Origin of the sequence: Candidatus Palauibacter sp., from assembly GCF_965237495.1 — a bacterium.
Lineage (GTDB): Bacteria > Gemmatimonadota > Gemmatimonadetes > Palauibacterales > Palauibacteraceae > Palauibacter.
Genome location: NZ_OZ250143.1, coordinates 1,838,267 through 1,860,798 on the forward strand (window position 1 = coordinate 1,838,267; position 22,532 = coordinate 1,860,798).

The window sequence follows — 22,532 nt, forward strand, 5'->3', positions numbered from 1 at the left end:
TCATCACTCCTCGGCGCGGATCACGGGTCATTGCGTCGTCGTCCCGTCCTTCCGGTAGCGTTCGAACCAGGCGAGGATGTGCTCCACCTTGGTGATCAGGCCGCTCGGTCGCGCACCGATGCTGTGGCTCGCCTCGGGGATCCGGACCAGAACCGACGGCACCTTGAGGATCTTCAGCGCCTGGTAGAACTGCTCCGACTCCGACATCGGGGTCCGCCAATCGACCTCGCCCGTGATGAGCATCGTGGGGGTCGTCACATTGGCGACGTGGTGAATCGGCGAACGGTCCATGTAGTGGTCGAGGTTGTCCCACGGCGCGCCCGGGAACCAGTAGTTGAGACCCCCGGTCCCGCCCATGTCCGCCGTCAGCACCCAGCTGTACCAGTTGATGACGGGCTTCTGCGACGCGGCCGCGGCGAAGCGGTCCGTGTGGCTCACGATCCAGGCCGTGAGGACGCCGCCGCCGGACCCCCCGGTGACGAACAACTGGTCTTCGTCCACATATCCGCGAGAAATCACTTCGTCGACCCCGGACACGAGATCGTCGAAATCGTAGCTGGGATAGGCGTGGTGGATCTCGTTTGCGAAATCCTCGCCGTAGCTCGTGCTGCCGCGGGGGTTCGTATAGAGAACGACGTAGCCCGCCGAGGCGTACAGCTGGACCTCGGCACTGAAACGGTCTCCGTAGTTGGAGAAGGGACCGCCGTGGATCTCGAGCACGAGCGGATACTTGCGGCTCGGATCAAAGCCCGGCGGCTTCACGATCCAGCCCTGGATGTCGAGCCCGTCGTGCGAGGACTTGTACCAGACCTCCTCGGTCTCGCCGATCGCCTTCTGCGCGAAGAGATCTTCGTTCAGGTGCGTGAGCCGCTGCCAGTCGCCGCCGCGGTTCGTCACCGCGAGGTCCGCCGGGTGGTCCGGGGTCCCGTAGGTGTAGGCGAACCTGTCATTCGCCGAGGCGCTGAAGGTGCCGCCGCCGTAGGGGCGGCCCAGCGACAGGCCCTGAACGCTGGACACGATGTCCGTCACCGTCCCGTCGAGGTCGACGTGGGCCAGCCGCGTGTTCCCCTCGGTGTCGTACTGGAAGAACAGCCCCTGCCCGTCGCTCGCCCAGTGCAGGTTGCCGATCGAGCGGTCGAGGTCGTCGGCGAGCATGCGCGATCCCGAGCCGTCCCGGTTCATGACGTAGAGCTTCGACACCTGGTTCCCGAGGAATCGGTCGTCGTACCCGGTGTACGCGATGAGTCCTCCGTCGGAGGATACTTTCGGGCTTTGATCGGGACCCTCCCGGTCCGTCAGCTGCCGGATCGATCCGTCCGCCACGGAGACGTCGAACACCTCCGAGTCACGCACGTACTCCCAGTCGTCGCGCCGGGTGGCCGAGATCAGGAGGTGCTGCGAATCGGGCGTCCACTCCGGCGTCCCGCCGTGGTTGTAGGGACCGCGGGTGACCTGGCGCGGCGTCCCTCCCTCCACCGGGAGCACGAAGACCTGCGAATAGCCGAGGGGGAGAAAGCCCCGTCCGTCCGACCGGTAGAAGAGCCGTTCGTACGTCGTGGCGGGGGGTGCCCACGTCGCCCCTTCGGGCTTGGCCGGCATACTCGCGAAGGGAGGCGGCGTGTCGGGGACGAACATGCTGAACGCGATCGTGCGGCCGTCCGGAGACCACGAGAGCCCGCCGGGGCCCTGCTCGAGGTGCGTGAGCATGGCCGTCTGACCGGTGTCCATCCAGCGCAGGTACAGCTGCGACTTCCCGTGCTCGTCGCTCGCCACGTAGAGGAGCCGGGTGCCGTCCGGCGACCAGCGCGGCGACGAGAAGTTCTGCTGGCCGGTGAGGAGCGCCCTGTGGTTCGAGCCGTCGTAGTCGACGATCCACAGGTTGCGCCGCTCGCGGTCGGTCATGATGTCCATGAACGTGCGCGCGTACACGACCTGCGAGCCGTCCGGCGAGATGCGGGGGTCGCCGGCGACCTCGAGTTCGAACACGTCGGCCGGCCCGAAGTGGTTCGGATCCCGTTCCTGCGCGGCCAGCGGCGTGGCCGGCACAAGCAAGACCGCGAGCGCGGCTGTGGCGACCACCGTGGCGACCACCGAGGTGAAGGTGAAGAAGAGGGACCTGCGGCCGAAGGCCGCGCGTTGCCGTGACGACTTCATGACGCCTCCTGGGACTGCGATGTCGCGGGGTCCGCGTACCTGGAAGCCCCGCCCGGGCCAGCAAAGGTAGCGCGTTTCACCCCGCCGGATAAGTTGCGCGCCATGACCGATCCCGCGTTGCCGATTCCGGAGACCATTCGCTGGGCCCGCGGAGGGACCAGTGCGATCATCCTCGATCAGACCCTGCTGCCCGGCGTATTCGAGGAGAAGGAGCTGTCGACGCTCGGCGACTTCGTGGAAGCGATCCGCAGTCTCCGGGTGCGCGGCGCGCCGCTGATCGGGATCACCGCCGCCATCGGCCTCGCGGCTCTGGCGCGGCAGTCCGCCGCCGAGAGGGTCACTCCGGACGAGCTGCGGGCGCGGTTCGCACGCTGGGCCGACCGGCTCGGAAACGCCCGGCCGACGGCGGTCAACCTGCTGTGGGCGATCCGCCGCCTGCGGGCCCGTCTGGAGGCGGCTACCGGGACCGCCGGGGAGCTGGCCACGCTGCTGGCGGCCGAAGCGGACGCCATCCACGCCGAGGACCGCCGCATGTGCCGGGCGATCGGCGAGCACGCGGCGACGCTGCTCGCGGACGGAGGGGCGGTCATCACGCACTGCAACGCGGGTTCGCTCGCAACCGGCGGCATCGGCACGGCGCTCGCCCCCGTGTACGTCGCGACCGAGGCCGGCCGAAAGGTGCGCGTGTTCGCCGACGAGACGCGCCCGCTCCTGCAGGGGAGCCGCCTGACCGCCTGGGAACTGTCACGCGCCGGGATCGAGGTGACCGTGCTCGCCGACAACATGGCCGGGTCGCTCTTCGCCACGGACCCGCCGGACATCGCGTTCGTCGGCTCCGACCGCATCGCGGCCAACGGCGACGTGGCGAACAAGATCGGCACCTACCCCCTGGCCGTGCTGGCCGACCGCCACGGCATCCCCTTCTATGTGCTGGCGCCGACCTCCACGGTCGACCTCGGTACGCCGACCGGCGCCGAAATCCCGATCGAACACCGGGATCCGGACGAGGTCCGCCGCGGCTTCGGCCCTCTTCTCGCCCCGGAGGCGGCCCGCGTGTACTGCCCCGCCTTCGACGTCACGCCGCACGAACTCGTGACCGGGATCGTCACCGAACGGGGCATCCACCGCCCGCCGTACACCGAGACTCTCGGGACAGCCGTGGCCGAAGCCGAAGCGGCGCGCGGGAGCGGGTAGAACCACGCGGAGAACGAATCGCGAGCTTTCTCTCCGGGCGGCGCGCTTGCCGCCGGCGCAACCCTGCGGAAACGGTAGCGTGTCTAACGACCGTCGCGACGTGTCTAACGAGACAGGTCCAATCCCGGAGGGACCGATGACGACCCGCTTGTGCAGCGAGACTCCGTCCGGCCTCGCGCAGTCGCTCTTCCTCGCTACCGTACTGGCCGCAGGATGCGGCCCGGACGCCGTGCCGGGCGGGGACGGCATCACGACCGCGGTGGATACGGTCGCCGGCGTGATTCGCGTGGCCAACACCGGGACTCCGCCCCAATGGGAACTCACGCGGGTCGTGTCGATCGGGCCGAGGTCGCTGACGGCTGTGGAATCCCCCGAGGAGTTCGGAAGGGTGACCAGTGCCGCCCTCGGGCCGGATGGCGCCCTGTTCATCGCGGACGACGTGAACGACGAGATCAAGGTCTTCGGTCTGGACGGGGCCCACCGGCGCACGTTCGGCCGGTTCGGGGAGGGTCCGGGGGAGTTCAGCGGTCTCTATTCCCTGGCGTGGGTCGGAGACCGACTCCTGACGCTCGACTTCGGAGTGGGACGGATCGGAGAGTTGTCCGCTGAAGGAGCGTGGCTCGGCCAGCGGGACGTTCCGAGCGGCTTCACCGGTTCGCCGTCGCAGCTTCGCTTCTTCCCCGTGGGACCGGATGAGGCCTTCGCCGCTGGTTTGCGGACGGGCCCGGCGGGCCTGGAGCTCGTGTTCGTTGGCCACGACAGTCGTGGCGTGACAGGTGATACGCTGTCATACATGCGATCGCCCGCAGCTGCCGGCTCCACGATCATCTGCCGCTACGAGGGGGGCATCAGCGCCTTCGAAGTTCCCTTCCGGCCGCGTCTTGTCCAGCATCCCGGCGGCGGCGGCGTGATGTTCGTGGCGTTGACGGATGCCTATCGGATCGCGGTGACCCGCGGCGATGGGGATACCCTGCGGGTGATCGAGCGCACGCTACCCCCCGAGCCGGTGTCCGACGAGGAGTGGGCGGCCGCCAATCAGGCGTTCGAGGAGTTCCGCGCAGACTATCCGGATGCTTCCTGCGATCCGCGGCGTCCCGACCGCCCGGACGCCAAGCCCTTCATCGCGGCCCTCCACGTCGCACCCGACGGCAGACTCTGGGTGGAGGTCGTCCGAACGGCCGGCAACCGCTGGGAGTTGTTCGACGTAAAGGGCCGGCTCCTCGCCAGTCTCCCCGTCCGCCCGCAGAAGGAGCGCGCCGCTCCCGCGTTCGGCTCGGAGCACATGGTCACGATCCGGCGGGACAGCCTCGATCTGGACCATGTGGACGTCTGGCGGATCGATCCCGGAGGCCGATAGCCGTTCGAAGCCGCCGCCAGCCGCCGTGGTGCGCGACTGGGAAACGTCCCCTCGCCCTCGTCCAGCGTCCATTCGGGAAGCTCTATGCGATCGAGGGACACGTTCGCGCAGGCCGCCGCTCAGGTATCCGGCTATCGCCGGTGTAGAGGGTGTCCAGGCAGGTGTACCTGTCTCCGCGTCGCAAGATCAAGCTCCTTGATGAACAGATCGGTGTCGAACAGGTAGTTCGGGTACGCAGCCCGCAGGCTTGCCACGGAGTCCATTGCGACAAGAACGACCTCGGCGCCATCGATCCCGCGGATTTCTTCTTCTCTCTCTTCGTATAGTCCCGCGGCCCTCGTGAGTTGGGACTTCCTGAACCCTCTTACGGCCATGGATCGCTGATCGGGCCTTCGCTCCAGGAGGAAATAGTGGCAGTAGGACGGGAGCCGCTCTGGTACGTAGCTGATGAACGTCCGATAGTCATCCAGCGTGGCGACGACATTGAGATCGTTCGCGAGCCCCAGCAGTGAGTCACGTAGCTCGACCGGATCGGAAGGGGTTTGCGGAACCACGGGCGAGCGCTCCTTGATCGCGAGCCAGGACCCGGCCAGAGCGAAGAACCGCAGCCAGTCCGCATTCCCCTCGCTGGACTTGAGAGCCTGGTCCCTGATGGCTCCGGCCGTCTCGACAGCGGTCGCCCAGGCGTGTTGGAGCTTCGAGCGAAGCTGTATCTCGATCCGGAGCCCGTTGTATGTGTCGTTCCTGTCGCTTCGATAGCGGTACACGAGGTGAACACCTCGGTAGCCGGACGGCTTGGGCCACTGGATGTAGTCCACCTCTCGGATGAGTTGGTGCTTCATCTTCGAGCGACGGTGCGCACTCCACAGTTCCCGAACCGCCACAGGGCTGCCGAGGATGGCACGACAACCAGCGATGTCCTGCATCCGCGACAACTTCATGTCGGGGAACCGCCGCAACTCGGCGATCGTAGCCGGGGCCCGCTTCAGGCGCTGGGAGACGATGGCGTCGGGCTCGATGCTCCTCGCCCGCTGCCGTAGCCCCATCTGCATCGTGTTGAGCGGAAAGCTGTGCGCCGCACGCCAGTTGTTCAGGACCGCGAGTTCATGGCGGGTGTCCGGCTCGCCCCGCCCGTTTCCCACCCAACCCGTGACAGCGAGCTTCTTCCCGGCGCGGTCGACCTCGCCTCGTGAGTAGAGCGGTTGAATCCAGTCCATGATGGTGGAACGCTATCCTCGCGTGTCCGCGGCCGCCACCAGATGGCGACATGTCAGGACCGGATCGCGAGTGTTCTATCGTTCGTGCTGCAGGATGGGGAGGTAGGCTCTCCAGGGCCCGACTTCACCCTCGAACTGGTGTGCGACGACGCGCGTGATCTGGGCGATGTGGTTCAGGTCATGGACGGCCCAGGTGGCCAGCAGTTGCCGCAACGTGACTTCGCCCAGTTCCGGGTGAAGGCCTCCCGCGTCGAGGTCCGCCCCGCCCTCCATCACCTCCCGCAGCGCCGCGAGCCCGGTCTCGCGCAGGGCCTCGAGTTCGCCTAGCAGTTCGTCCAGCGAGCGGCCTTGCGTTCGCTCGATATGCGCGAAGCGGTCGAAGGGCGGGAACGGGCGCTCCAGGCCGTGCTCCAGGATCCAGCGAGCCCGCGGGATCCAGTCGTCGATCTCGCCCTGGATCAGGTGGCCGAGGACGCTGAAGGGGCTGAACGTCCCCTCCCCCTCGTCCGCGTGCAGGAGTTCCGGCGGCAGATCCTCCAGCAGAACCCGCACCGTCCCCGGCGTGCGCGCGAGGAGCGCGAGGATCTCCTCCGCGAGCGCTTCGTCTCCCACGATCGTTTCTTCCGTCACCTGAACTCGCCTCCCGAGGGCTCCGTCTCCGAATGCCGGCCCGAATCCGGTGCAGGACCTCCGCCTCCCCTGACCCGTCGGATCGCGGGCCTAAACGGAACCGTAACCCGCCTTCTTTGCAACGGGCCTCCGGACCCGCATCCTCCTGCCACCCGACAGCCGGCCGCCAGCGGCCTCACCCTTCGCGCGAGGCGAGATCCTCCGCCGTGAGCGACACACCAGGCTCCCGACACGCCCCCCGGGAACCGGACTCCAGACGGTTCGTGGAGCGGCTGCGCGGTGAAGCGCCGACGGCCACGGTCGAACTGCGCCCACCCCGGAGCGGGCTCACGCGTGGCGGGGCGATGGACATGTGGATCGACCTCTCGCATGCGATCCGGGGCCTCGCGGCGCGAGATGCGTTCCTCATGCTCACGGACAGCGCCGTGGGGGAGGAGGAGGAGGAGAACCTGCAGCACCTCACGGCGAACCTCGCCAACGAGGTCGAGCCGTGGCGCGTCGTCCCCTTCCTGACCTGCCTCCATCCGCTCGACTACTGCCTCCGCTACGGCGACCGGGCGCGGGCGCGCGGCGTGGAGAGCCTCACCGTGACGGGAGGCGACCAGGTGCGCGGCGCGGCCCGCTGCGTACCCCACGGATACATGCTTCGACACCAGCTTCGGGAGCGGGCGCCGGGGCTGTCGCTCGGCGGCTGGGTCAACCTGCACCGCCCGATCGCCGAACAGATCGGCTTCGCCACGGGCCCGGAGTACGAAGCGGACTACTACCTAACACAGGTCGTCTCACACCACCACCTGGCGCGTGTGGAGCGGTGGCTCGTGAGCGCGGAGCGGGAGGGCCTCGGGATCCCCGGCTCGTTCGGCGTCTTCTACTACCGGAACGGCCGGCGGAGGGTGCTGGAACGCCTGTCCCGGTTCTTCCCCGTGCCCGTGGACGCAGTGGCCACCGCGTTCGAGGCGGGGGTTACGCCTGAACGGCACTGCGCGGAGACCATCGTCGCTCTCCGGCGCCTGGGCGTGGCGCACGTCTATCTGTGCAACCTCGCCCCGCACCACGCCGCCACCCAGTTCGACCGCATCATGGCCCAGGTCGCCACGCTCGAAACCATCGATCACTGACCCTTCGCCGTGGCCGAAGGGGACCCCGCCGAACCGCGTTATTCGGTCGCGTCCATCCGGTTCAGCTTGCCGGGCCAGCCGAGGATGCGTCGGTCGGCGGTCACGAGCTGATGTCCTTCGAGAGCCGTGGCCACGATCAGCCGGTCGGCGGGGTCGCCACGCAGACCCTCGAGCAGTCCCGCCCTTACTCCGATGAGGCCGTTCACCGGGATTTCGGTGAGTCCCTGGGCGAGGAGGTCGCGGCGCCAGGCTTCAGGGTCGAAGAGGAAATCGACGTGCCGACCGTGAACACGCATTGCCACCTCCCAGAAAGAGATTGCCGAGACGGCGGCCTGCCGCCGGAGAAGAGCACGTTCGACCAACCGGCGGGTGCGCTGCCCGAGACGACGGTCGCCGCACTCATGCCACAACACGACATGCGTGTCCAGAAGGATCAAAACAGATCCTCTTCCCCATCGTCCCCGTCGTCCCACCACTCCCTCGGCATGGGCCCCACGATATCGCCCAGAATCCGGATGTTGTCGCGATTCCGCCCGAACCAGGTCTCCGGTCTCTCGTCGCAGGGCACGAGCTTGGACACGGGGCGACCGTTCTTCGTGATCACGATCTCCTCGCCGGTCGCGGCGACTTCATCCATGAGCTTGAGACATTTCGCCTTGAACTCCGATGCCTTGATGGTCCGCGGCACGCCCGCGGGCCCCTCGTGGTCCCCTTCCATACGTCCGCTCCCAGTCTGTGAAACCCCGTCAACGCGCCCTCAATAGAACCATGGTCATGACCATGGTCAAATACTGACGTGAGATTGTGCAGCGGCTGGGCCGCATGAAGTGTTTAGCTTCCCATCGGCCCTGTCCGGCTTGATGCGTTCGGTCCAACCCCAGCACGAGGAAGATTCGACGATGGTCACTCGACGCGACTGGCTCCGTTCCACCGCCGCCGCGGGCGCGGCCCTCTCCCTCAACCCCCGCATCCTGCGCGCCTTCCAGGGGCAGGAGATGATCACGCGGCCCGTCCCCTCCACCGGAGAGGAACTGCCGATCGTCGGCCTCGGCAGTTCCGCGACCTTCCAGCGCGTGGCGCGAGGCGACGACGACACGCAGCTCGAGGGAGTGATGCAGGCGCTGGTGGACGGCGGCGGCACGGTGTTCGACACCGCTCCCAGCTACGGCACCTCGGAACAGGTCGCGGGGTCCATCTGCCGGGACCTCGGGATCTCCGAGCGCATCTTCTGGGCGACCAAGGTGAACGTGGCCCGGCGGGGCGGCGGCTCCGCGGACCCCGCTGCGGCGCGGGCCCAGATCGAGCAGTCGTTCGAGTACTTCGGCGTCCCCGTCATCGACCTCATCCAGGTCCATAACCTCGGGGACCCGCCGGTGCAGGTGGGGATTCTGGAGGAGTTGAAGGCCGCGGAGCGCGTCCGATACATCGGGATCACGAGCACGAGCGATCGCCAATACCCTGTGCTCCTGCAGGCGATGCGGGACTACCCGCTCGATTTCATCGGGATCGACTACGCGGTCGACAACCTGAGCGCGGCCGAGGAGATCCTGCCGCTCGCGGCGGAACGGAAGATCGGCGTACTCGTGTACGTGCCGTTCGGGCGCACGCGGCTCTGGTCGCGGGTGGGCGACCGCGAGGTACCGGAGTGGGCGAGCGAGTTCGACGCCCATTCGTGGGCGCAGTTCTTCATCAAGTTCGCGGCGGCGCACCCCGCCGTGACGGTGGTGACGCCGGCGACGAGCAGGGCGGAGCACATGGTCGACAACCTCGGCGCCGGCATGGGACGGCTCCCCGACGAGGACCAGCAGGCGCGCATGATCGAGTTCGTGAGCCAGCTCCCGGAAGCCGGCTGACCAACGGCCGGGGGCGCGTTCCCGCGGGAACGTCGCTCCCCGGCCGTTAGCCGTTCAGGACACGAGTTCGACCGTTTCGTCGGCGGGGTCGACCGGGTCCAGCCCCAGACGCTCCAGTTCGCGGTTCACCGCCGCGAGTTCGTTCGCCCATACCTCCTGCAGGCGCCCGGTGTAGTCCTCGAGTTCCACGACCATGATCTCGAACACCTCGTACATGCCGCTGCCCGGCCGGCCGTCGCCGCGCTCCGACATCGAGAGGAGGTTCGCGAGCCTGTTGTTGACCCGGATCGGGAAGTTGAGCGGATCCTGATTGCTGCGATTCCGCACCTGGTAGATGTTGCCCTCGACCTCCGAAGCCGCTGCCGTCAACGCCCCGGCGGCGTCCGCCAGCGCGGCGTCATCGGAGGCCTCCAACCGGTCATCGAGCTGCGCCTTCACGCGCCGGATCGCGATGACCGCCGAGTTGGCCTCGTCCACCCGTGCCCGGATCCGCATCCCGAACTCGAACTGTTCCTGCATGTCCTCGTCCGTCACGCCCTCGATCCACGGGTGCCGGGCGACCTCCACCTCGGTCGTCCGCACCTCGCCGTCGGCGGTCAGGCGCACCGTGTACGTCCCCGGCGGCACGGTCGGCGCCATGGTGCGCACGCCCCACAGGATCATGCCGGGGAAGGTCGCGGCCGGATCGGTGCGGAGATCCCACTGCAGCATGTTGAGGCCGGCTTCGGCGGGCATCGCCGGCCCCGCCCAGCGATCCCGGGCCGGGGGCGCCGGCTCCGCGCCCTCCGCGGCCGTCGAGTCCCCCTCGGCAACCGCCGAATCCCCCTCCGCCGCCGGATCAGGACGCGCGGCCGGCTCGTAGGTGCGCAGCACCTGCCCCGACGCGTCGAGGATCTCGAGACGCGCCTCCTCCGGCGCATCTCTCAGCCACCACGAGAGCGTCGCCCCGTTCGCCGACCGGTAGACGGTGGGCGGCTCGAACAGCGCGACCGCCTCCCCGGCCATGCCGGCTCGCGCCTGCCGTAGCGGCGCCATGTTGTCCAGCACCCAGAAACCGCGGCCGTGGCTGGCGATCGCGAGTTCGTTGTGCTCCACGATCACGTCCGCCACCGGAATATCGGGAAAGCCCGGATTCAGCTCCTGCCAGTGCGCCCCGTCGTCGTACGACACGTACATGCCGTGCTGCGTCCCCGCGTACAGCAGCCCCTCCCGGTTCGGGTCCTCGCGCACCGCGTGCACGTAGGCGTCGTCGCGGATCCCGTTCACGATCTTCGTCCACGTCGCCCCGTAGTCGTCCGTCTTCCAGATGTACGGAGAGAGATCGTTCAGCAGCGGCTTCCGCGCCGAGATGTAGGCCCGCCCGGCATCGAATGCCGAGGCGTCGATCTGGCTCACGCGCCCGAACTCCGGCATGTCCGGCGGCGTCACGTCCGACCACGTCGCGCCGCCGTCGCGCGTCACGTGCATGAGGCCGTCGTCGGACCCCGTCCAGATCACGTCGATGTCCACCTTGCCGGGCCCGACCGAGAAGATGGTCGCGTAGACCTCCGGTCCGTTCATGTCCCCGGTGATCGGCCCGCCGGAATGGCCCAGCGTCATGGGGTCGGCGCGCGTCAGGTCGTCGCTGATCGCCTCCCAGTCGTCGCCCCCGTTCGTCGTCTTCCAGAGCCGGTTGGAGGACACGTAGAGGACGCTCGGGTCGAGCGGCGAGAAGATGATGGGGAAGGTCCACTGCCAGCGCTCGACCATCTCGCTGGCGGGCTCGCCCGAATAGAACCAGGGATACGGGTTCACCTCGCGCGAGGTACCGAGCCGCCGGTTGAAGCGGTCGATGTAGCGCCCGTTGTTCGTGCCGGAGAAGAAGATGTCGAGGTCCTTCGGGTCCGGCGCGATGTAGCCCGGTTCCCCGCCCCCGGCGCGGTAGGCGACCTCCATCGAGCCCTCGGTGATGCTCGCGGGCTGCCCGCCCCCGAACCCCGGCGCCTGGCCGAGGCCGAGGCGGCTCGCGTTCCAGGCCGACGGCAGGCACAGCGTGCTGTTGTCCTGCTGCGAGCCGCAGACGTGGAAGGGAACGTGGGCCGTGGTCACGCCGTGGTAGAACTGCGCGGTCGAGAACTCCTGGTCCGTCCAGCGCTGCCCGGTGTCGAAGCTGACCGCGCCGCCGCCGTCATTGGCCACGATGAGGTGCGCGGGGTCCTCGGGGTCGATCCAGAAGTCGTGGAAATCTCCGTGGGTGCCGTTGTTGATGACTTCGTACGTCTCGCCGCCGTCCGTGGAGTGGAAGAGCGAGGTGTTCTGCACGTACACGATGTCGGGATCCTGGTGGTCGGCGAACACATGCGTGTAGTAGAAGGCGCGCTGCCGGATCCGACGCTCGTCATTGACCAGCGCCCACGTCTCGCCGCCATCCTCACTGCGGAAGAGGCCGCCGTCCGCGTGCTCGAAGAGGGCGAACACTCGCCCGGAATTCGCACTCGAGACCGCGAGCCCGATCCGGCCCACGACACCCTCGGCCGGCATGCCGGGGTTCCGCGTGATCTCCGTCCACGTGTCGCCCCCGTCGGTGCTCTTGAACATCCCGCTCCCGGGGCCGCCCGACGACATCGTGTACTCCCTGCGGAACGCCTCCCACAGAGCCGCGTAGATCACGTCCGGATCGTTGCGGTCGAGCGCGATGTCCACCGCGCCCGTGCGCTCGTCGCGGAACAGGACCCGCTCCCAGTTGTCGCCCCCGTCCATGCTCCGGAAGAGCCCGCGCTCCTCGCTCGGCGCCCCGTATTTGCCGAACGAGGCGACGTAGACGATGCTCGGGTCGGTGGGATGGATGCGGATCTTGGCGATCCCGTGAGACTCGGAGAACCCGACGTGTTCCCACGTCTCGCCGCCGTCGCGGCTGCGGTAGACGCCGTCCCCCGGCATGATGTTGCCGCGGATGCAGGTCTCGCCGGTACCGATGAAGACGAGGTCGGGGTCGGTCTCGGAGACGGCGACCGCCCCCACCGAGGCCGAGGAGATCTTGAAGTCGGTGACGGGCACCCAGTTCTCGCCCCCGTCCGTCGTCTTCCACAGCCCGCCACCGGTGGCGCCGAAATACCCCTCCTGCGGTCGGCCCACGACGCCGCTGACGGCGATCGACCGCCCTCCCCGGTCGGGTCCGAGGTTCCGCCAGCGGTATCCCGCCAGGAAGGCCGAATCCAGCGTGACCGCTCCGGGGGCGACTTCCTGCGCCCGAAGGGGGGCAGGGTCGCTGGAACTCAGGAAGACGAAGGCTGCCAGCAGGTAGATGGGAATGCGCAGGATCCGGCTCATGTCGAGGCTCCGTACGTGAATCGACGGTGGCGGCTGATCGTCCGCCGAAGATAGACGCGGATTCCCGGGCGGCGGAAGGCTGCCCGTCAGCTTCCTTCGTCTCTGCTACCGCGAGGGATCAGCCGGGACCAGCTCGTACATGACGACCGACTCGATGTCGAGGGCGTCCCGGCGCGACCCCAGGATGTAGTCGGAGCCGAATTCGTAGACCTGGAGCCCCTGCACCGGATCCAGGTGGCAGAGGAAGTCGCCCTCCGGTTCGAAGACCAGCCATCCCGTCGCCTCTCTCGGCCGTGGGTAGCGCCGGACCCAGATACGTCCGTCGCGGCCCACCGTCACGGAAGAAGCGGTGGGAAGGAATCGGCCACCGGCCGCTCGTCGCTCAGGAGGGCGGCAGTCTGCGGACGAAGAGTTTCCGCGAGGTCCCCCAGGTTGCGGTCGCGCTGCTGTTTCACGTACTCGTCGCGCCAGGCCCGGACATCGGCCCGGGTCACATCCCTGTCCTCGTCGAACCAGCGGATGATCCGGGCCAGGCGAAACTGCTCGTCCAATATGCGTACTTCGGGATCGCGCCCCGAGGTGACGGCGATCGTCGTCCCGTCGGCATCGACATCGGGACTCGCATCGAACAGGGGGGCGAAGCTGAAGCGTGGCGCACTCTCCACGGAACCCATGCGCCTTCCGGCGACCGTCATCACCATCCCGGAGAGGACGCCGGCCGGCCCGTGAGCCTCGACGAGCAGCGTCTGAGGGGTTCTGAAATCCGTTTCTTTCTCGTAGTCTTGCCGCAGGTTGACCGAGGTGCCGTTCGACAACACGCCGCCTCCATGGCTCGGATTCGGGTACAGGGGGTCCAGCGTGACGAGTCGAATGAACTCGCCGTCGCCGGAAAAGACGTTGAATCGCTGCGGCCGATAGTCACCCACCCAGAGCGTGTCTCCGGGGAGGGCCCACAGGAACCAGGGATTGCGGAACTCCCCCGGTCCGTCCCCGCGCCCGCCCATCGAGCGCAGGAATTCGCCGGTTTCGCTGAAGATGCGGACGCGCTGGTCGCGCCGATCTATGACCGCCACGGACCCGTCCGAGAGCCGCGCCATGCCGCGGAGGCTGTAGAATTCATACCGCTCGTCGCCAAGGGCGTCGCCCACGGAGAAGAAGGGCTCGTCACCTACGGTACAGCGTCGGTCGGAACTGAAGGGGTCGCTCGTTATGATCGAGACACCGGCGCTGTCCACCACCGATGCGGCGCGCTGGGCCTCCACCTCCCCGGGCCGGAGCCCCGGCGTGACGACTCCGATGGCGGCGAACAGGAACACACGGGGGAGACGCGTTTCGCTCCTCAGGGTCATGACCGAACCTCCGCTTCTCGAGAACCCCAAGGTTCACCGTACACTGGGGGACCGACGTATGTTTCGGGATGAGTGATACCGTTTTGCCAAGGGTGGGCTATCTCGGGCCGCCGGGGACGTTCAGCGAGCAGGCGGCGGTCGAATACGATCCCGCCGCGGTCCACGTCGCGTTCGGTGACATCGCGACCGTGGTGGGCGCGGCCGACGCCGGGGAGGTCGACGAGGCGATCGTCCCCCTCGAGAACAGCACCGAGGGCGCCGTCACGCTGACCACCGACCTCCTCGTCCATCACACGGACCTCAGGATCCGCCGAGAGGTCGTCGTTCCGATCCACCACTGCCTGCTCACGGCGCGAGATGTCGCGCTCGAGGAGGTGCGGGTCGTCTATTCCCACCCCCAGGCGATCGCGCAGTGCCGGGGCTACCTCGCGCGGCACCTGCCCCGGGCCGAGACCGTGGCCTCGCTCAGCACCGTCAGCGCGGTACACGACATGGCGGCGGGCGGGCGGACGGCCGCCGCGATTTCGAGCCGACGGGCCGCCGCCGTGCTGGGCGCCTCCGTCGCGACCGCCAATATCGAGGACGTGCCCAACAACCGGACGCGGTTCGTCGTCCTGGGGCGCGAGGACGCGAGGCCGACGGGGAGGGACAAGACGTCGATCTGCTTCGATTTTTCCGCCGACGGACCCGGCACGCTCCACGGTGTGCTCGGTAAGCTCGCGGACCGGCGAATCAATATGCACAAGATCGAATCACGACCCGCGAAGAGTAGCCTCGGCCAGTACATCTTTCTCATCGACATGGAGGGTCACCGGCAGGACCCGGTCGTGGCGGAGGCCCTCGAGAGCATCCGCGCCCGCGCGTCGTCCTTCAAGATCCTCGGTTCCTACCCGTGCGCCTCCTCCTGACGCACACTCGTCGGATGCATGTCGGTTCGAGAGTTGACGATGACCGTTTTGGGATATCTATTGTAGATCCAATCTCAGGAGGAGATGACCCGTGGGTGCCCGATCACATGTTGCCAGGTGGGGAAGCAGTCTGGCCGTACGCATTCCGAAGCCGGTGGCGGAGCAATGGGGTGTCCGCGAGGGCTCCAGGATCGAGATGGTGCCGCGTGGCGACCGGTTGGTGATGCGCAAGGAGGCCCATGACCTCGACGAGATGTTGGCCCGGATGTCGCCGGAGACGCTACACGGCGAGGTCGACACGGGACCCGCTCGAGGCAGGGAGGTGTGGTAGAACCACCACATGTGCCTGACGCCGGGGATCTCGTATGGCTTGCCTTCACGCCGCAGGCCGGGCACGAGCAGGCCGGACATCGGCCCGCACTCGTTCTCAGCCCCGGAGCCTACAACCGCCGGAGCGGTCTGGCGCTCTTCTGTCCCATCGCGTCACGGCGGAAGGGCTATCCCTTCGAAGTTGCGCTCCCCGCAAAGGGAGAGGTTACCGGAGTCGTGCTCGCCGACCAGGTGAAGAGCCTGGACTGGCGCGCCCGACGAACGCGGTATGTATGCAAGGCCCCGCCGGCCTTGGTGGGTGAAGTTCTGGGCAAACTGTCGGTCCTTCTCGGCCAGCCCTGAGTCACTCCCGCAGTTCAGCGGGAGATGATGCCCCGATCCGGGGCGGCGTGCCCAGCCGCGTCAGGTTCGTACCGAGCACGGATTCCACCGCGGCCGCCCGCGCGAGCAGCGTGAGGTCCGAACCGGCTGGTCCCATCAACTGTAGTCCGACGGGCATTCCCTCTCCGTCCATCCCGGCGGGAAGGCTGATCGCGCACATGTCGAGCATGCTGGCGGGGCACGTCCCGGAGAGCATGAGGCGGTTCGCGTCGCGGTAGGCCCCGAGTCGCGAGAGGGCCGCGAGCGGCGGCGGCGCGATCGGCAGGGTGGGCGTCGCGAGGAGGTCGACGCGCTCCGTGGCCAGTCGGGCGTGAACCTCGGCGGAGAGGCGGCGGCGCTCGTGGAGGGCGGCCAGATAGTCGATCGCGCGCACGTCGCCCGCCGCTCCCAGCCGCTTTCCGATGATCGAGTGGAGAAGCGGAATCCACTCCGGCAGATCGCGTTCGAGGAACCCCAGGAACTCCGGTTGCACGATCTGGCCGTCGAAGTAGCGCTCCCCGGCTTCGTCGAGTTCGGGCACGTCAATTTTCAGGAGCGTGGCGTCTGCCGCGCTCAGCTCGGCGAGGGCGCCTTCGACCACGGCGGCGATCCCGGGGTCCGCGTCGGTCCAGAGGCGGGAAGCGGGGACGCCGATCCGCAGCCCCGACACCCCCTCCGGCGTCGCATCCGCGGTTTCCCGCGCGTGACTCGCCAGCGGGTCCAGGGCGCGAAAGGCGTACCGGAGGTCCTCCACCGTGTGGGTGAGCAGCCCCACCGTGTCGAGCGTCGTGCTCAGGGGGACGACGCCCGTGGTCGGCCAGCGGCCCGTCGTGGGCCGGAAGCCGACCACCCCGGTTGCGGAGGCGGGGATGCGTACGGAGCCACCGGTGTCCGAGCCGAGGGCGATCCGCGCCGATCCCTCCCACAGGCTCACGCCCGCGCCCGCCGACGAGCCGCCGGGGGCCCGGTGTTCGACGGGGTCCCACGGGTTGACGGGGGTCCCCGTGTTGGGGTTCAGCCCGACCGCGCCGAACGCGAACTCGACGGTGTGCGTCTTCCCGGTGAACACCGCCCCCAGCCGGCGGAGCGCCCGCACCAGGAATCCCTCGGGCCAGGCGGGGAGCGGCCGCTTCGTGCCGGCGCGGAGCGGGTATCCGTCGAGCGCGTACAGGTCCTTGACGGAGACCGTGATGCCGGCGAGCGGGCCCGGGTCCTCGCCGCGGGCCGCCGCCGCGTCGACCTCGTCCGCCTGCCGTCGGAGAGCCTCCGCATCGAAGGCGATGTATGCGCCCAGATCACTCGCCTCGTGGCAGCGAATCGCGGCCTCGGCCTCCCGGCGGGCGACCCCGCCGCCCCGACCGACCTGCGCCGCGACCGCCTCAATGGACGGTCGGCTCATCGCGTTAGAGCACGTACTTCAGGCTGGCGCTGACCGCCCAGTGCCCCAGCTTCGCGAAATCGAGCGTGGAGACGAAGGGCGTCGCGCCATCCGCGTGCACCGGCGCGTGGCTGCGAACCGTGGTCCAGCGCGCGTCCGCGCTGATGTCGGGAACCTGGACCCAGCGGCCCTTGAGGCCCAGAGAGGCGCGGGGCGAGAAGGCGAAGTCCACACCACCGAGCAGCTGGAAACCCAGGTCGCGCGCGTCCAGGTCCGTCGTGAGCTCGCTTACCGTTCCCGCCGCGGCGCGCTGCCAGTCGGGCGAGGCACCGGGGTTCGCGCGGTCGCCCCCGAAGACCTCGAGGTAACCCTCCGCGATCGACTTGCGGGCGAAACCGAGGTAGTAGCGGAAGTCGAGCTGGGACATCCCTCCCCCGACGCCGACGTAGGGGGTCAGGCGGGTCCGGTTCCGGAAGGCGTAGTAGACGTTGGCGAAGAACTGCCGCCCCCGGAACTCCGAGATATCGCCCCACGGCGGCCGATCCGGGCTCCATTCCGTGTCCTTCCCGGTGATCGCGGCGCCCGAGGCATCCCCCAGCGTGAACAGTGTATTGCGGATGATCTGATGCCGCTTGAGGAGTTCGACCTCCACACTCAACGCCCCGAATCCGTACCCGACCGCGACGCTGCCACCGAGGCCCGCGTCCGGGGCATGGGAATACAGCCCTCCGAATTCGGAGCCGGCGAGGCAGCCCGTATCCCTGGGCGCGTCGGTCAGACTCGGGTACAGCAGCCGGTCGCACCGTGTCGGGGTGTTGGGTCCCGAGAGGGCAACCTCGGTGTTCGCCCCATGGGAGAGGCCCACGTCCATCGCGACGTAGAAACCCCGCGTCCATTGCGCGGAAGCGTCCGAGGCCGCGAAGAGAGCGGCCCCGGCGAGCATCCCGGCCACGAGGGCACGCCTCAGGTCATAGCGGGCGATTCTCATATCGATTCCAGTCCTGCGTCCGAAGTTCCCGAAGGTCTGCGCCGGCCGCCCTGGGCCGCCGATACCTTTTCCGCCTCATGGAGGCTCCGCAACCTCGCGGCTGACGGTCTTCCCGCAAAGTTGCGTGGACATCCTTCCGTGGCCCAAACTTCGGGGCCTCGGACGGTCGCCCCGGCCGAGTATCCCCGGCGAGGAGATCGTCTATGGCGAGTCTGGCCAGGAACCTCTTCGAGCGCCGTGTTCCCCACGTGCTCGCGATCTACGCAGGCACCTCTCTTGGACTCGTCGAGTTCGCCGCTTTCATGGTCGACGAATTCCTCCTCTCCCCGCATTGGACGAGAGTCGTCCTGACGGCGGTCCTGCTCCTCCTGCCGAGCGTGGCCATGCTCGCGTGGTTCCACGGCCGACAGGGCCGCGACGAGGTACCGCTGACCGAGAAGATCGGGATCCCCGCGAATCTCGCGCTCGCGGCGACGGTCCTGCTTCTCCTCTTCGGCGGCCAGGATCTGGGGGCGGCGACCACGTCGGTGTCCGTCGAGACGGAGGACGGCGAGACCGTCGAACGCGTGGTGCCGAAGCCGGAGTTCCGCAAGCGGACGGCTCTCTTCCCGTTCGACGCGGGACCGGGCCTGGGCGAGGAGGAGGCCTGGCTCACATACATGGCGCCGCTGGTGCTCGAACTCGACCTGGCCGCGGACGACTTCTTCGAGCCGCTTCTCTTTGCCGTGTTCATGCAGCGGCTGGCGGAACTCGGTTTCCCCGCCCTGCGAGACGTACCCCTTTCACTCAAGCGCGAGGTCGCGACGGAATTCCACTCCGCCTTCATCGTCGGCGGCACGGTCGAAGGCGTTGAGGACGGATATCGCCTCACGCTCACTCTGCACGACACGGGGAGCGGCTCGCAGGTCAGCGAAACGGTCCACGAGGGACCCGACTTTCTGACGCTCATCGACGAGATGTCCGAGGCTCTCGCGGACGCACTGGAGATCCCCGACCGCGACGACATCGAACACCTCGCGGTTCGGGAACGGTTGACCGGGAATGACGCGGCCTGGGAGGCCTTCGGCCAGAGCTATCCGAAGCTGCTCGCCAATCCGCCGGATCTGGACGCTGCCGTGGCGGGGTTGAGCGCCGCGACGGCCCTCGATCCCACGTTCACGATGGCTCAGCACCAGTTGGCCGTGCTGCTCCTGAGCGCCAACCGCCCTGGAGAAGCCATCGCCCCGATTCAGGCGGCCATCGACCACGTCTACCGACTCCCGGAGCGCCTGCGCTTCAGGGTCAAATCGGACTACTACTTCCTGACGCAGCAGCCGGAGAAGGCGTGGGCCGTCCTCGAGATGTGGGTTGAACTCCATCCCGAGGATCCGGCTGCCCTCCGAACCTACCTCGCAGTGCAGTTGCTGCGGGGCGACTGGGAGGGGATGGTCCGGACGCTCGAGACACTGTACCGGCTCAATCCGACTGAACACTCTCTGCTCCGGGCGATGGCCCAGACTTATGAGGAACTCGGCGACAACGACCGGGCGCTGGCGGCGCTCGCGGAGTACGTGGAGAAATTCCCGGAGGACTACACCGGCTACCTCGACCTGGCCCGCATCCAGCGGAGGCAGGGTGATCTCGACAGCGCGCGCGACTATCTGGAGCGGGCCATCATCATCGAGCCCCGGATGCCGGAACTGCTGGGCGAACTCGCTTCGCTCGACCTGAGCACGGGCCGGTTCGAGAGCGCCCTGTCGGGGTATGAGGGGGCGCTGGCTTCGTCTCGCGCGCCGGCGCAGAGGACCGCCGCGCTGGAGGGTCTGCGGGAGTACTACAGGTTCCGCGGACAGATGGAAGAAGCGATCGGGATGGCCGACGCCCGGCTCGACGAGGCCCATGCGTGGCAGACGCCGATGCAGGTCGCCCAGGACCGGTTCTCCGACATCGACCTGTATCTGGACGCGGGCCGGTACGACGACGCCGTGGCCCTGTTCGAGGAACTGCGGTCTCAGCTTCCACCGCCCGTGAGCGATTACCAGGTCCCCCATTGGGAGATTCACATCGCGCTCGGGGCGGAGGACGGCGAGGCGGCCCGGGGTGCGTACCACGCCGCGCTCGACGCCATGGAAGCGGCGGAGTTCGGCGTGCTGCGCCCCGCCCTGACCGGCGACCTGGGACGGATCGAGGAACTCGACGGCAACTACGATGTGGCCGTCGCGAACTACAGGGATACGATGGCGCAGGATCCCGGCCGCAACTTCCACCGCCGAACCGGACGGGCGCTGCGGAAGGCGGGCCGTCTGGACGAGGCCGAAGAGGAGTTGAGGGAAGCGCTGCGCCTCAGACCGGCCGATCCGCGGACGCACCTGGAGATGGCCCTGGTGCTGGAAGCACAAGGTGATACGGCGCGAGCGATGGAGCACCTGCGCAGCGCGCTCGCCGCCTGGGAGTTCGCCGACGAATCGTTCGAGCCCGCCCGCGAGGCCCGCGCCTTGCTGGGGGCGCGATAGCCCACCGCCAGAATGGCTTCAAGCCTGTAAAGTTTGGTTCGGTACGCCTTGCCGTCGGCGGCAGTCGTCAAGGATTCCTTGACAACTGATGGACTGAGTTCTCCTTCGCGCAGGATGTTGCGCAAGTGCAGGCTGACGTTCTGCTTGGTCGTGTCGAACAGCTCCGTCATGCCGGCTTGGGTTAGCCAAACGGTGCCCTCCGAGGCGCGGAGCTGGATCTGCGCTCGCCCGTCGTCCGTCGAGTAAAGGATGAGTTCGCCCCGGCTGGAGCGGCGCTCGGCCTCGGCGCGGTCTACCATCTCGTGATCAGGTAGTTCGCAACGCGTTTGGCCAGCCGCACGGCGCTCTCCGCCGGACTGCCTGCGCAGAAGATGAGCTGGAAGAGCGGTGAGTTCCGCGCATTCACCAAGGTGGAATCTCCGAACAAACTGACCTGTGAGTCATCATGGTAGAGTTGACGCCAGCCTTTGAAGGCGGGCGTCGCTCCGTTACGCGAAGCGGCCATCAGACGCACACTTCATGGCTGTGCGGAAGGACCGCGCCCGACCCGCGAGGCCGTTGCGGCGCCGGGAATTCGTTCCATTCCCTCCCCTCGAGTGCCCGTCCACCGGATTTCGGCGTCCGTCCACCCCATTGCTTGAAGAAGAAGGGGATGCTGGCGGCCCGGCACTCGTCGCGCAGCCCGGTCACCCACTCGGGATCGATGGGTCGGCGCCCCGGCCCGCTCTCGCCCCCAACGATGACCCAATGGATTCCGCCCGGACTCCAGACGTTGCACAGGCTGAGCGGCCCAATCAGAGGCTCACAACTCAGGAAGCGGACCGATGCCGGGATGTCTTCCAGGTGACCGACCCGGTACGCGGTCTGCTGATTCTCGGTCGAGGTGCCGATCCAAATGTGCGGTGGAAGCCCTCTCATCCCGAACAAGTCTGCGTTCTGTCGAACGAAACGAGCGGCGCGGGCGGGGCGCTTCGTAAGCACTTGGTAGGTATGCCGGTCCACATCCAGCATCACACTGAACGTCTCACGCACGAACTCGTCCGGAACGTCCTTGTGAAACAGGTCCGACATCGAGTTGACGAAGACGAGCCGGGACTTCTTCCACCGGGCGGGCTGGGCGAGCCGGTCCGGCCAGACTCGCACCGCGAACGGGTCGTCGCGGTTTTCCGGCGTGTCCAGGACCGGAGGATGGCGCGTGTAGACGCGCTCCAGCAGCCGCCGCGCCAGCGCGTCGGCATAGCAGTTGTCGTACCCTTGCGACACCCTCGTACACCCCGTCGTGGGGTTCCAGGTGACTTCAGTCCACTCAATCGATGTCCGCTGGCCCATGGTCTCTCCCCCCGTCTTGCGACAACGCCCGCCCAAACAACCGTACCGAAGATAAGCCGAATACACGGGCGAGTGAAGAGGGCTCTCTCCCGGCCCGCGAGTGCATCCACGGCGACGATCCGCTGTTGTGTCCGTTTGTGCCACGAGCGACGCGATCGAATTGCCTCTGGGCCGTCGGGTGGTTGATCGCCCACGCCAGAGGCGGTGTTTTGGTCCCCCCCTGGAACGGAACAGCACGTCGCAGATCGGAGGCCGTGACGAGCGAGATACCCTGTTTGAATGGTGCAAATGTCCCGGAGTCTTCGCCAAACACCTCCCGCGCAGGCGTACGAGCGGGCGCGACAGCAGGGCGATGTCGTACGCGTATTTCTTGGTGCCATGATCGGAGTGTTCGCGGTCGTAGTCTTTACGGACTTCGAGACGACCTCGAATCCGACCGCGACGAGCCCCATCGCGATGGGCCCCATCGTGATCGCCTTCGCCTCCGGCCTCGCCGTGAAGCCGATCTACGCGGGCATCGAATCTCTGACCAACGCTTTGGCGAGCCGACTTCGTGGTACCTGAAA

The 22,532-nt window shown here is 67.9% G+C and carries 20 protein-coding genes and 1 pseudogene; 9 read left to right on the forward strand and 12 right to left on the reverse strand.

The genetic code is table 11. The features are described 5' to 3' along the window. Window positions 1-27: 27 nt before the first annotated feature. The gene (locus tag ACPXY0_RS08080) at window positions 28-2,154 is read right to left on the reverse strand and encodes a prolyl oligopeptidase family serine peptidase (protein WP_423930083.1); all 2,127 of its coding nucleotides are present in this window, start codon (window positions 2,152-2,154) and stop codon (window positions 28-30) included. 102 nt (window positions 2,155-2,256) lie between these two features. On the opposite strand from ACPXY0_RS08080, the gene mtnA reads away from it, so the two are divergent. Together mtnA and ACPXY0_RS08090 are read left to right on the forward strand one after the other, a co-directional pair. After that, window positions 2,257-3,348: an S-methyl-5-thioribose-1-phosphate isomerase gene (gene mtnA / locus ACPXY0_RS08085; RefSeq protein WP_423930085.1), complete on the forward strand. Its 1,092-nt coding sequence runs from the start codon at window positions 2,257-2,259 to the stop codon at window positions 3,346-3,348. A gap of 136 nt (window positions 3,349-3,484) precedes the next feature. Continuing rightward, window positions 3,485-4,705, forward strand: coding sequence for a hypothetical protein (locus ACPXY0_RS08090; protein WP_423930087.1), 1,221 nt, complete (start codon window positions 3,485-3,487; stop codon window positions 4,703-4,705). Window positions 4,706-4,836: 131 nt separating this feature from the next. Here the strand turns inward: ACPXY0_RS08090 and ACPXY0_RS08095 are convergent, their stop codons facing one another. Together ACPXY0_RS08095 and ACPXY0_RS08100 are read right to left on the reverse strand one after the other, a co-directional pair. Continuing rightward, the gene (locus ACPXY0_RS08095; protein WP_423930089.1) at window positions 4,837-5,922 is read right to left on the reverse strand and encodes a RelA/SpoT domain-containing protein; all 1,086 of its coding nucleotides are present in this window, start codon (window positions 5,920-5,922) and stop codon (window positions 4,837-4,839) included. A 75-nt stretch (window positions 5,923-5,997) separates the two neighbouring features. Beyond that, complete coding sequence (locus ACPXY0_RS08100; RefSeq protein ID WP_423930091.1) at window positions 5,998-6,552, reverse strand: DinB family protein; 555 nt, start codon at window positions 6,550-6,552, stop codon at window positions 5,998-6,000. 206 nt (window positions 6,553-6,758) lie between these two features. On the opposite strand from ACPXY0_RS08100, the gene ACPXY0_RS08105 reads away from it, so the two are divergent. Continuing rightward, the gene (locus tag ACPXY0_RS08105; RefSeq protein ID WP_423930093.1) at window positions 6,759-7,670 is read left to right on the forward strand and encodes a hypothetical protein; all 912 of its coding nucleotides are present in this window, start codon (window positions 6,759-6,761) and stop codon (window positions 7,668-7,670) included. Between the two features lie 38 nt (window positions 7,671-7,708). Here ACPXY0_RS08105 and ACPXY0_RS08110 read toward each other — a convergent pair whose 3' ends face one another. Together ACPXY0_RS08110 and ACPXY0_RS08115 are read right to left on the reverse strand one after the other, a co-directional pair. Further along, window positions 7,709-8,146: a type II toxin-antitoxin system VapC family toxin gene (locus ACPXY0_RS08110; RefSeq protein WP_423930095.1), complete on the reverse strand. Its 438-nt coding sequence runs from the start codon at window positions 8,144-8,146 to the stop codon at window positions 7,709-7,711. Next, a complete protein-coding gene (locus ACPXY0_RS08115; protein WP_423930097.1) occupies window positions 8,104-8,388 on the reverse strand; it encodes a type II toxin-antitoxin system Phd/YefM family antitoxin in 285 nt (94 codons plus the stop codon). The genes ACPXY0_RS08110 and ACPXY0_RS08115 overlap by 43 nt, the downstream gene beginning before the upstream one ends. A gap of 181 nt (window positions 8,389-8,569) precedes the next feature. Between ACPXY0_RS08115 and ACPXY0_RS08120 the strand changes: the two genes are divergently transcribed. Beyond that, window positions 8,570-9,523 (forward strand): aldo/keto reductase, encoded by a 954-nt coding sequence (locus tag ACPXY0_RS08120; protein ID WP_423930099.1) that lies wholly within the window; start codon window positions 8,570-8,572, stop codon window positions 9,521-9,523. 54 nt (window positions 9,524-9,577) lie between these two features. On the opposite strand, the gene ACPXY0_RS08125 is transcribed toward ACPXY0_RS08120, so the two are convergent. The 3 genes from ACPXY0_RS08125 to ACPXY0_RS08135 form a co-directional block, all read right to left on the reverse strand. Continuing rightward, on the reverse strand, window positions 9,578-12,832 hold the full coding sequence (locus tag ACPXY0_RS08125; RefSeq protein ID WP_423930101.1) for a VPS10 domain-containing protein: 3,255 nt from the start codon (window positions 12,830-12,832) through the stop codon (window positions 9,578-9,580). Window positions 12,833-12,937: 105 nt separating this feature from the next. After that, a complete protein-coding gene (locus tag ACPXY0_RS08130) occupies window positions 12,938-13,171 on the reverse strand; it encodes a hypothetical protein (RefSeq protein WP_423930103.1) in 234 nt (77 codons plus the stop codon). Beyond that, a complete protein-coding gene (locus tag ACPXY0_RS08135) occupies window positions 13,168-14,181 on the reverse strand; it encodes a 6-bladed beta-propeller (protein WP_423930105.1) in 1,014 nt (337 codons plus the stop codon). The genes ACPXY0_RS08130 and ACPXY0_RS08135 overlap by 4 nt, the downstream gene beginning before the upstream one ends. Window positions 14,182-14,249: 68 nt before the next feature. Between ACPXY0_RS08135 and pheA the strand changes: the two genes are divergently transcribed. From pheA to mazF, 3 genes are all read left to right on the forward strand, one after another. Then, on the forward strand, window positions 14,250-15,089 hold the full coding sequence (gene pheA / locus ACPXY0_RS08140) for a prephenate dehydratase (RefSeq protein WP_423930107.1): 840 nt from the start codon (window positions 14,250-14,252) through the stop codon (window positions 15,087-15,089). A gap of 91 nt (window positions 15,090-15,180) precedes the next feature. After that, window positions 15,181-15,420, forward strand: a complete 240-nt coding sequence (locus ACPXY0_RS08145) for an AbrB/MazE/SpoVT family DNA-binding domain-containing protein (protein ID WP_423930109.1) — start codon at window positions 15,181-15,183, stop codon at window positions 15,418-15,420. A gap of 11 nt (window positions 15,421-15,431) precedes the next feature. Further along, entirely contained in the window at window positions 15,432-15,761 is a 330-nt protein-coding gene (mazF, locus tag ACPXY0_RS08150) for an endoribonuclease MazF (protein ID WP_423930111.1), read from the forward strand. 1 nt (window position 15,762) lies between these two features. Here the strand turns inward: mazF and ACPXY0_RS08155 are convergent, their stop codons facing one another. Both ACPXY0_RS08155 and ACPXY0_RS08160 read right to left on the reverse strand, forming a co-directional pair. After that, window positions 15,763-17,178, reverse strand: a complete 1,416-nt coding sequence (locus ACPXY0_RS08155) for an amidase (protein WP_423930113.1) — start codon at window positions 17,176-17,178, stop codon at window positions 15,763-15,765. A 4-nt stretch (window positions 17,179-17,182) separates the two neighbouring features. After that, a complete protein-coding gene (locus ACPXY0_RS08160) occupies window positions 17,183-18,145 on the reverse strand; it encodes a hypothetical protein (protein WP_423930115.1) in 963 nt (320 codons plus the stop codon). Window positions 18,146-19,632: 1,487 nt separating this feature from the next. Between ACPXY0_RS08160 and ACPXY0_RS08165 the strand changes: the two genes are divergently transcribed. Continuing rightward, window positions 19,633-20,637, forward strand: coding sequence for a tetratricopeptide repeat protein (locus ACPXY0_RS08165; RefSeq protein ID WP_423930624.1), 1,005 nt, complete (start codon window positions 19,633-19,635; stop codon window positions 20,635-20,637). Here the strand turns inward: ACPXY0_RS08165 and ACPXY0_RS08170 are convergent. Further along, window positions 20,622-20,936, reverse strand: a pseudogene (locus ACPXY0_RS08170) (hydroxyacid dehydrogenase); the annotation flags it as partial. The gene ACPXY0_RS08165 and the pseudogene ACPXY0_RS08170 sit on opposite strands and share 16 nt — an antisense overlap. Window positions 20,937-21,141: 205 nt before the next feature. After that, window positions 21,142-21,966: a DUF5131 family protein gene (locus ACPXY0_RS08175; protein ID WP_423930117.1), complete on the reverse strand. Its 825-nt coding sequence runs from the start codon at window positions 21,964-21,966 to the stop codon at window positions 21,142-21,144. Between the two features lie 288 nt (window positions 21,967-22,254). Here ACPXY0_RS08175 and ACPXY0_RS08180 point away from each other — a divergent pair, with 288 nt between their 5' ends. Next, complete coding sequence (locus tag ACPXY0_RS08180) at window positions 22,255-22,530, forward strand: hypothetical protein (protein WP_423930119.1); 276 nt, start codon at window positions 22,255-22,257, stop codon at window positions 22,528-22,530. The last annotated feature ends 2 nt before the right edge of the window (window positions 22,531-22,532 follow it).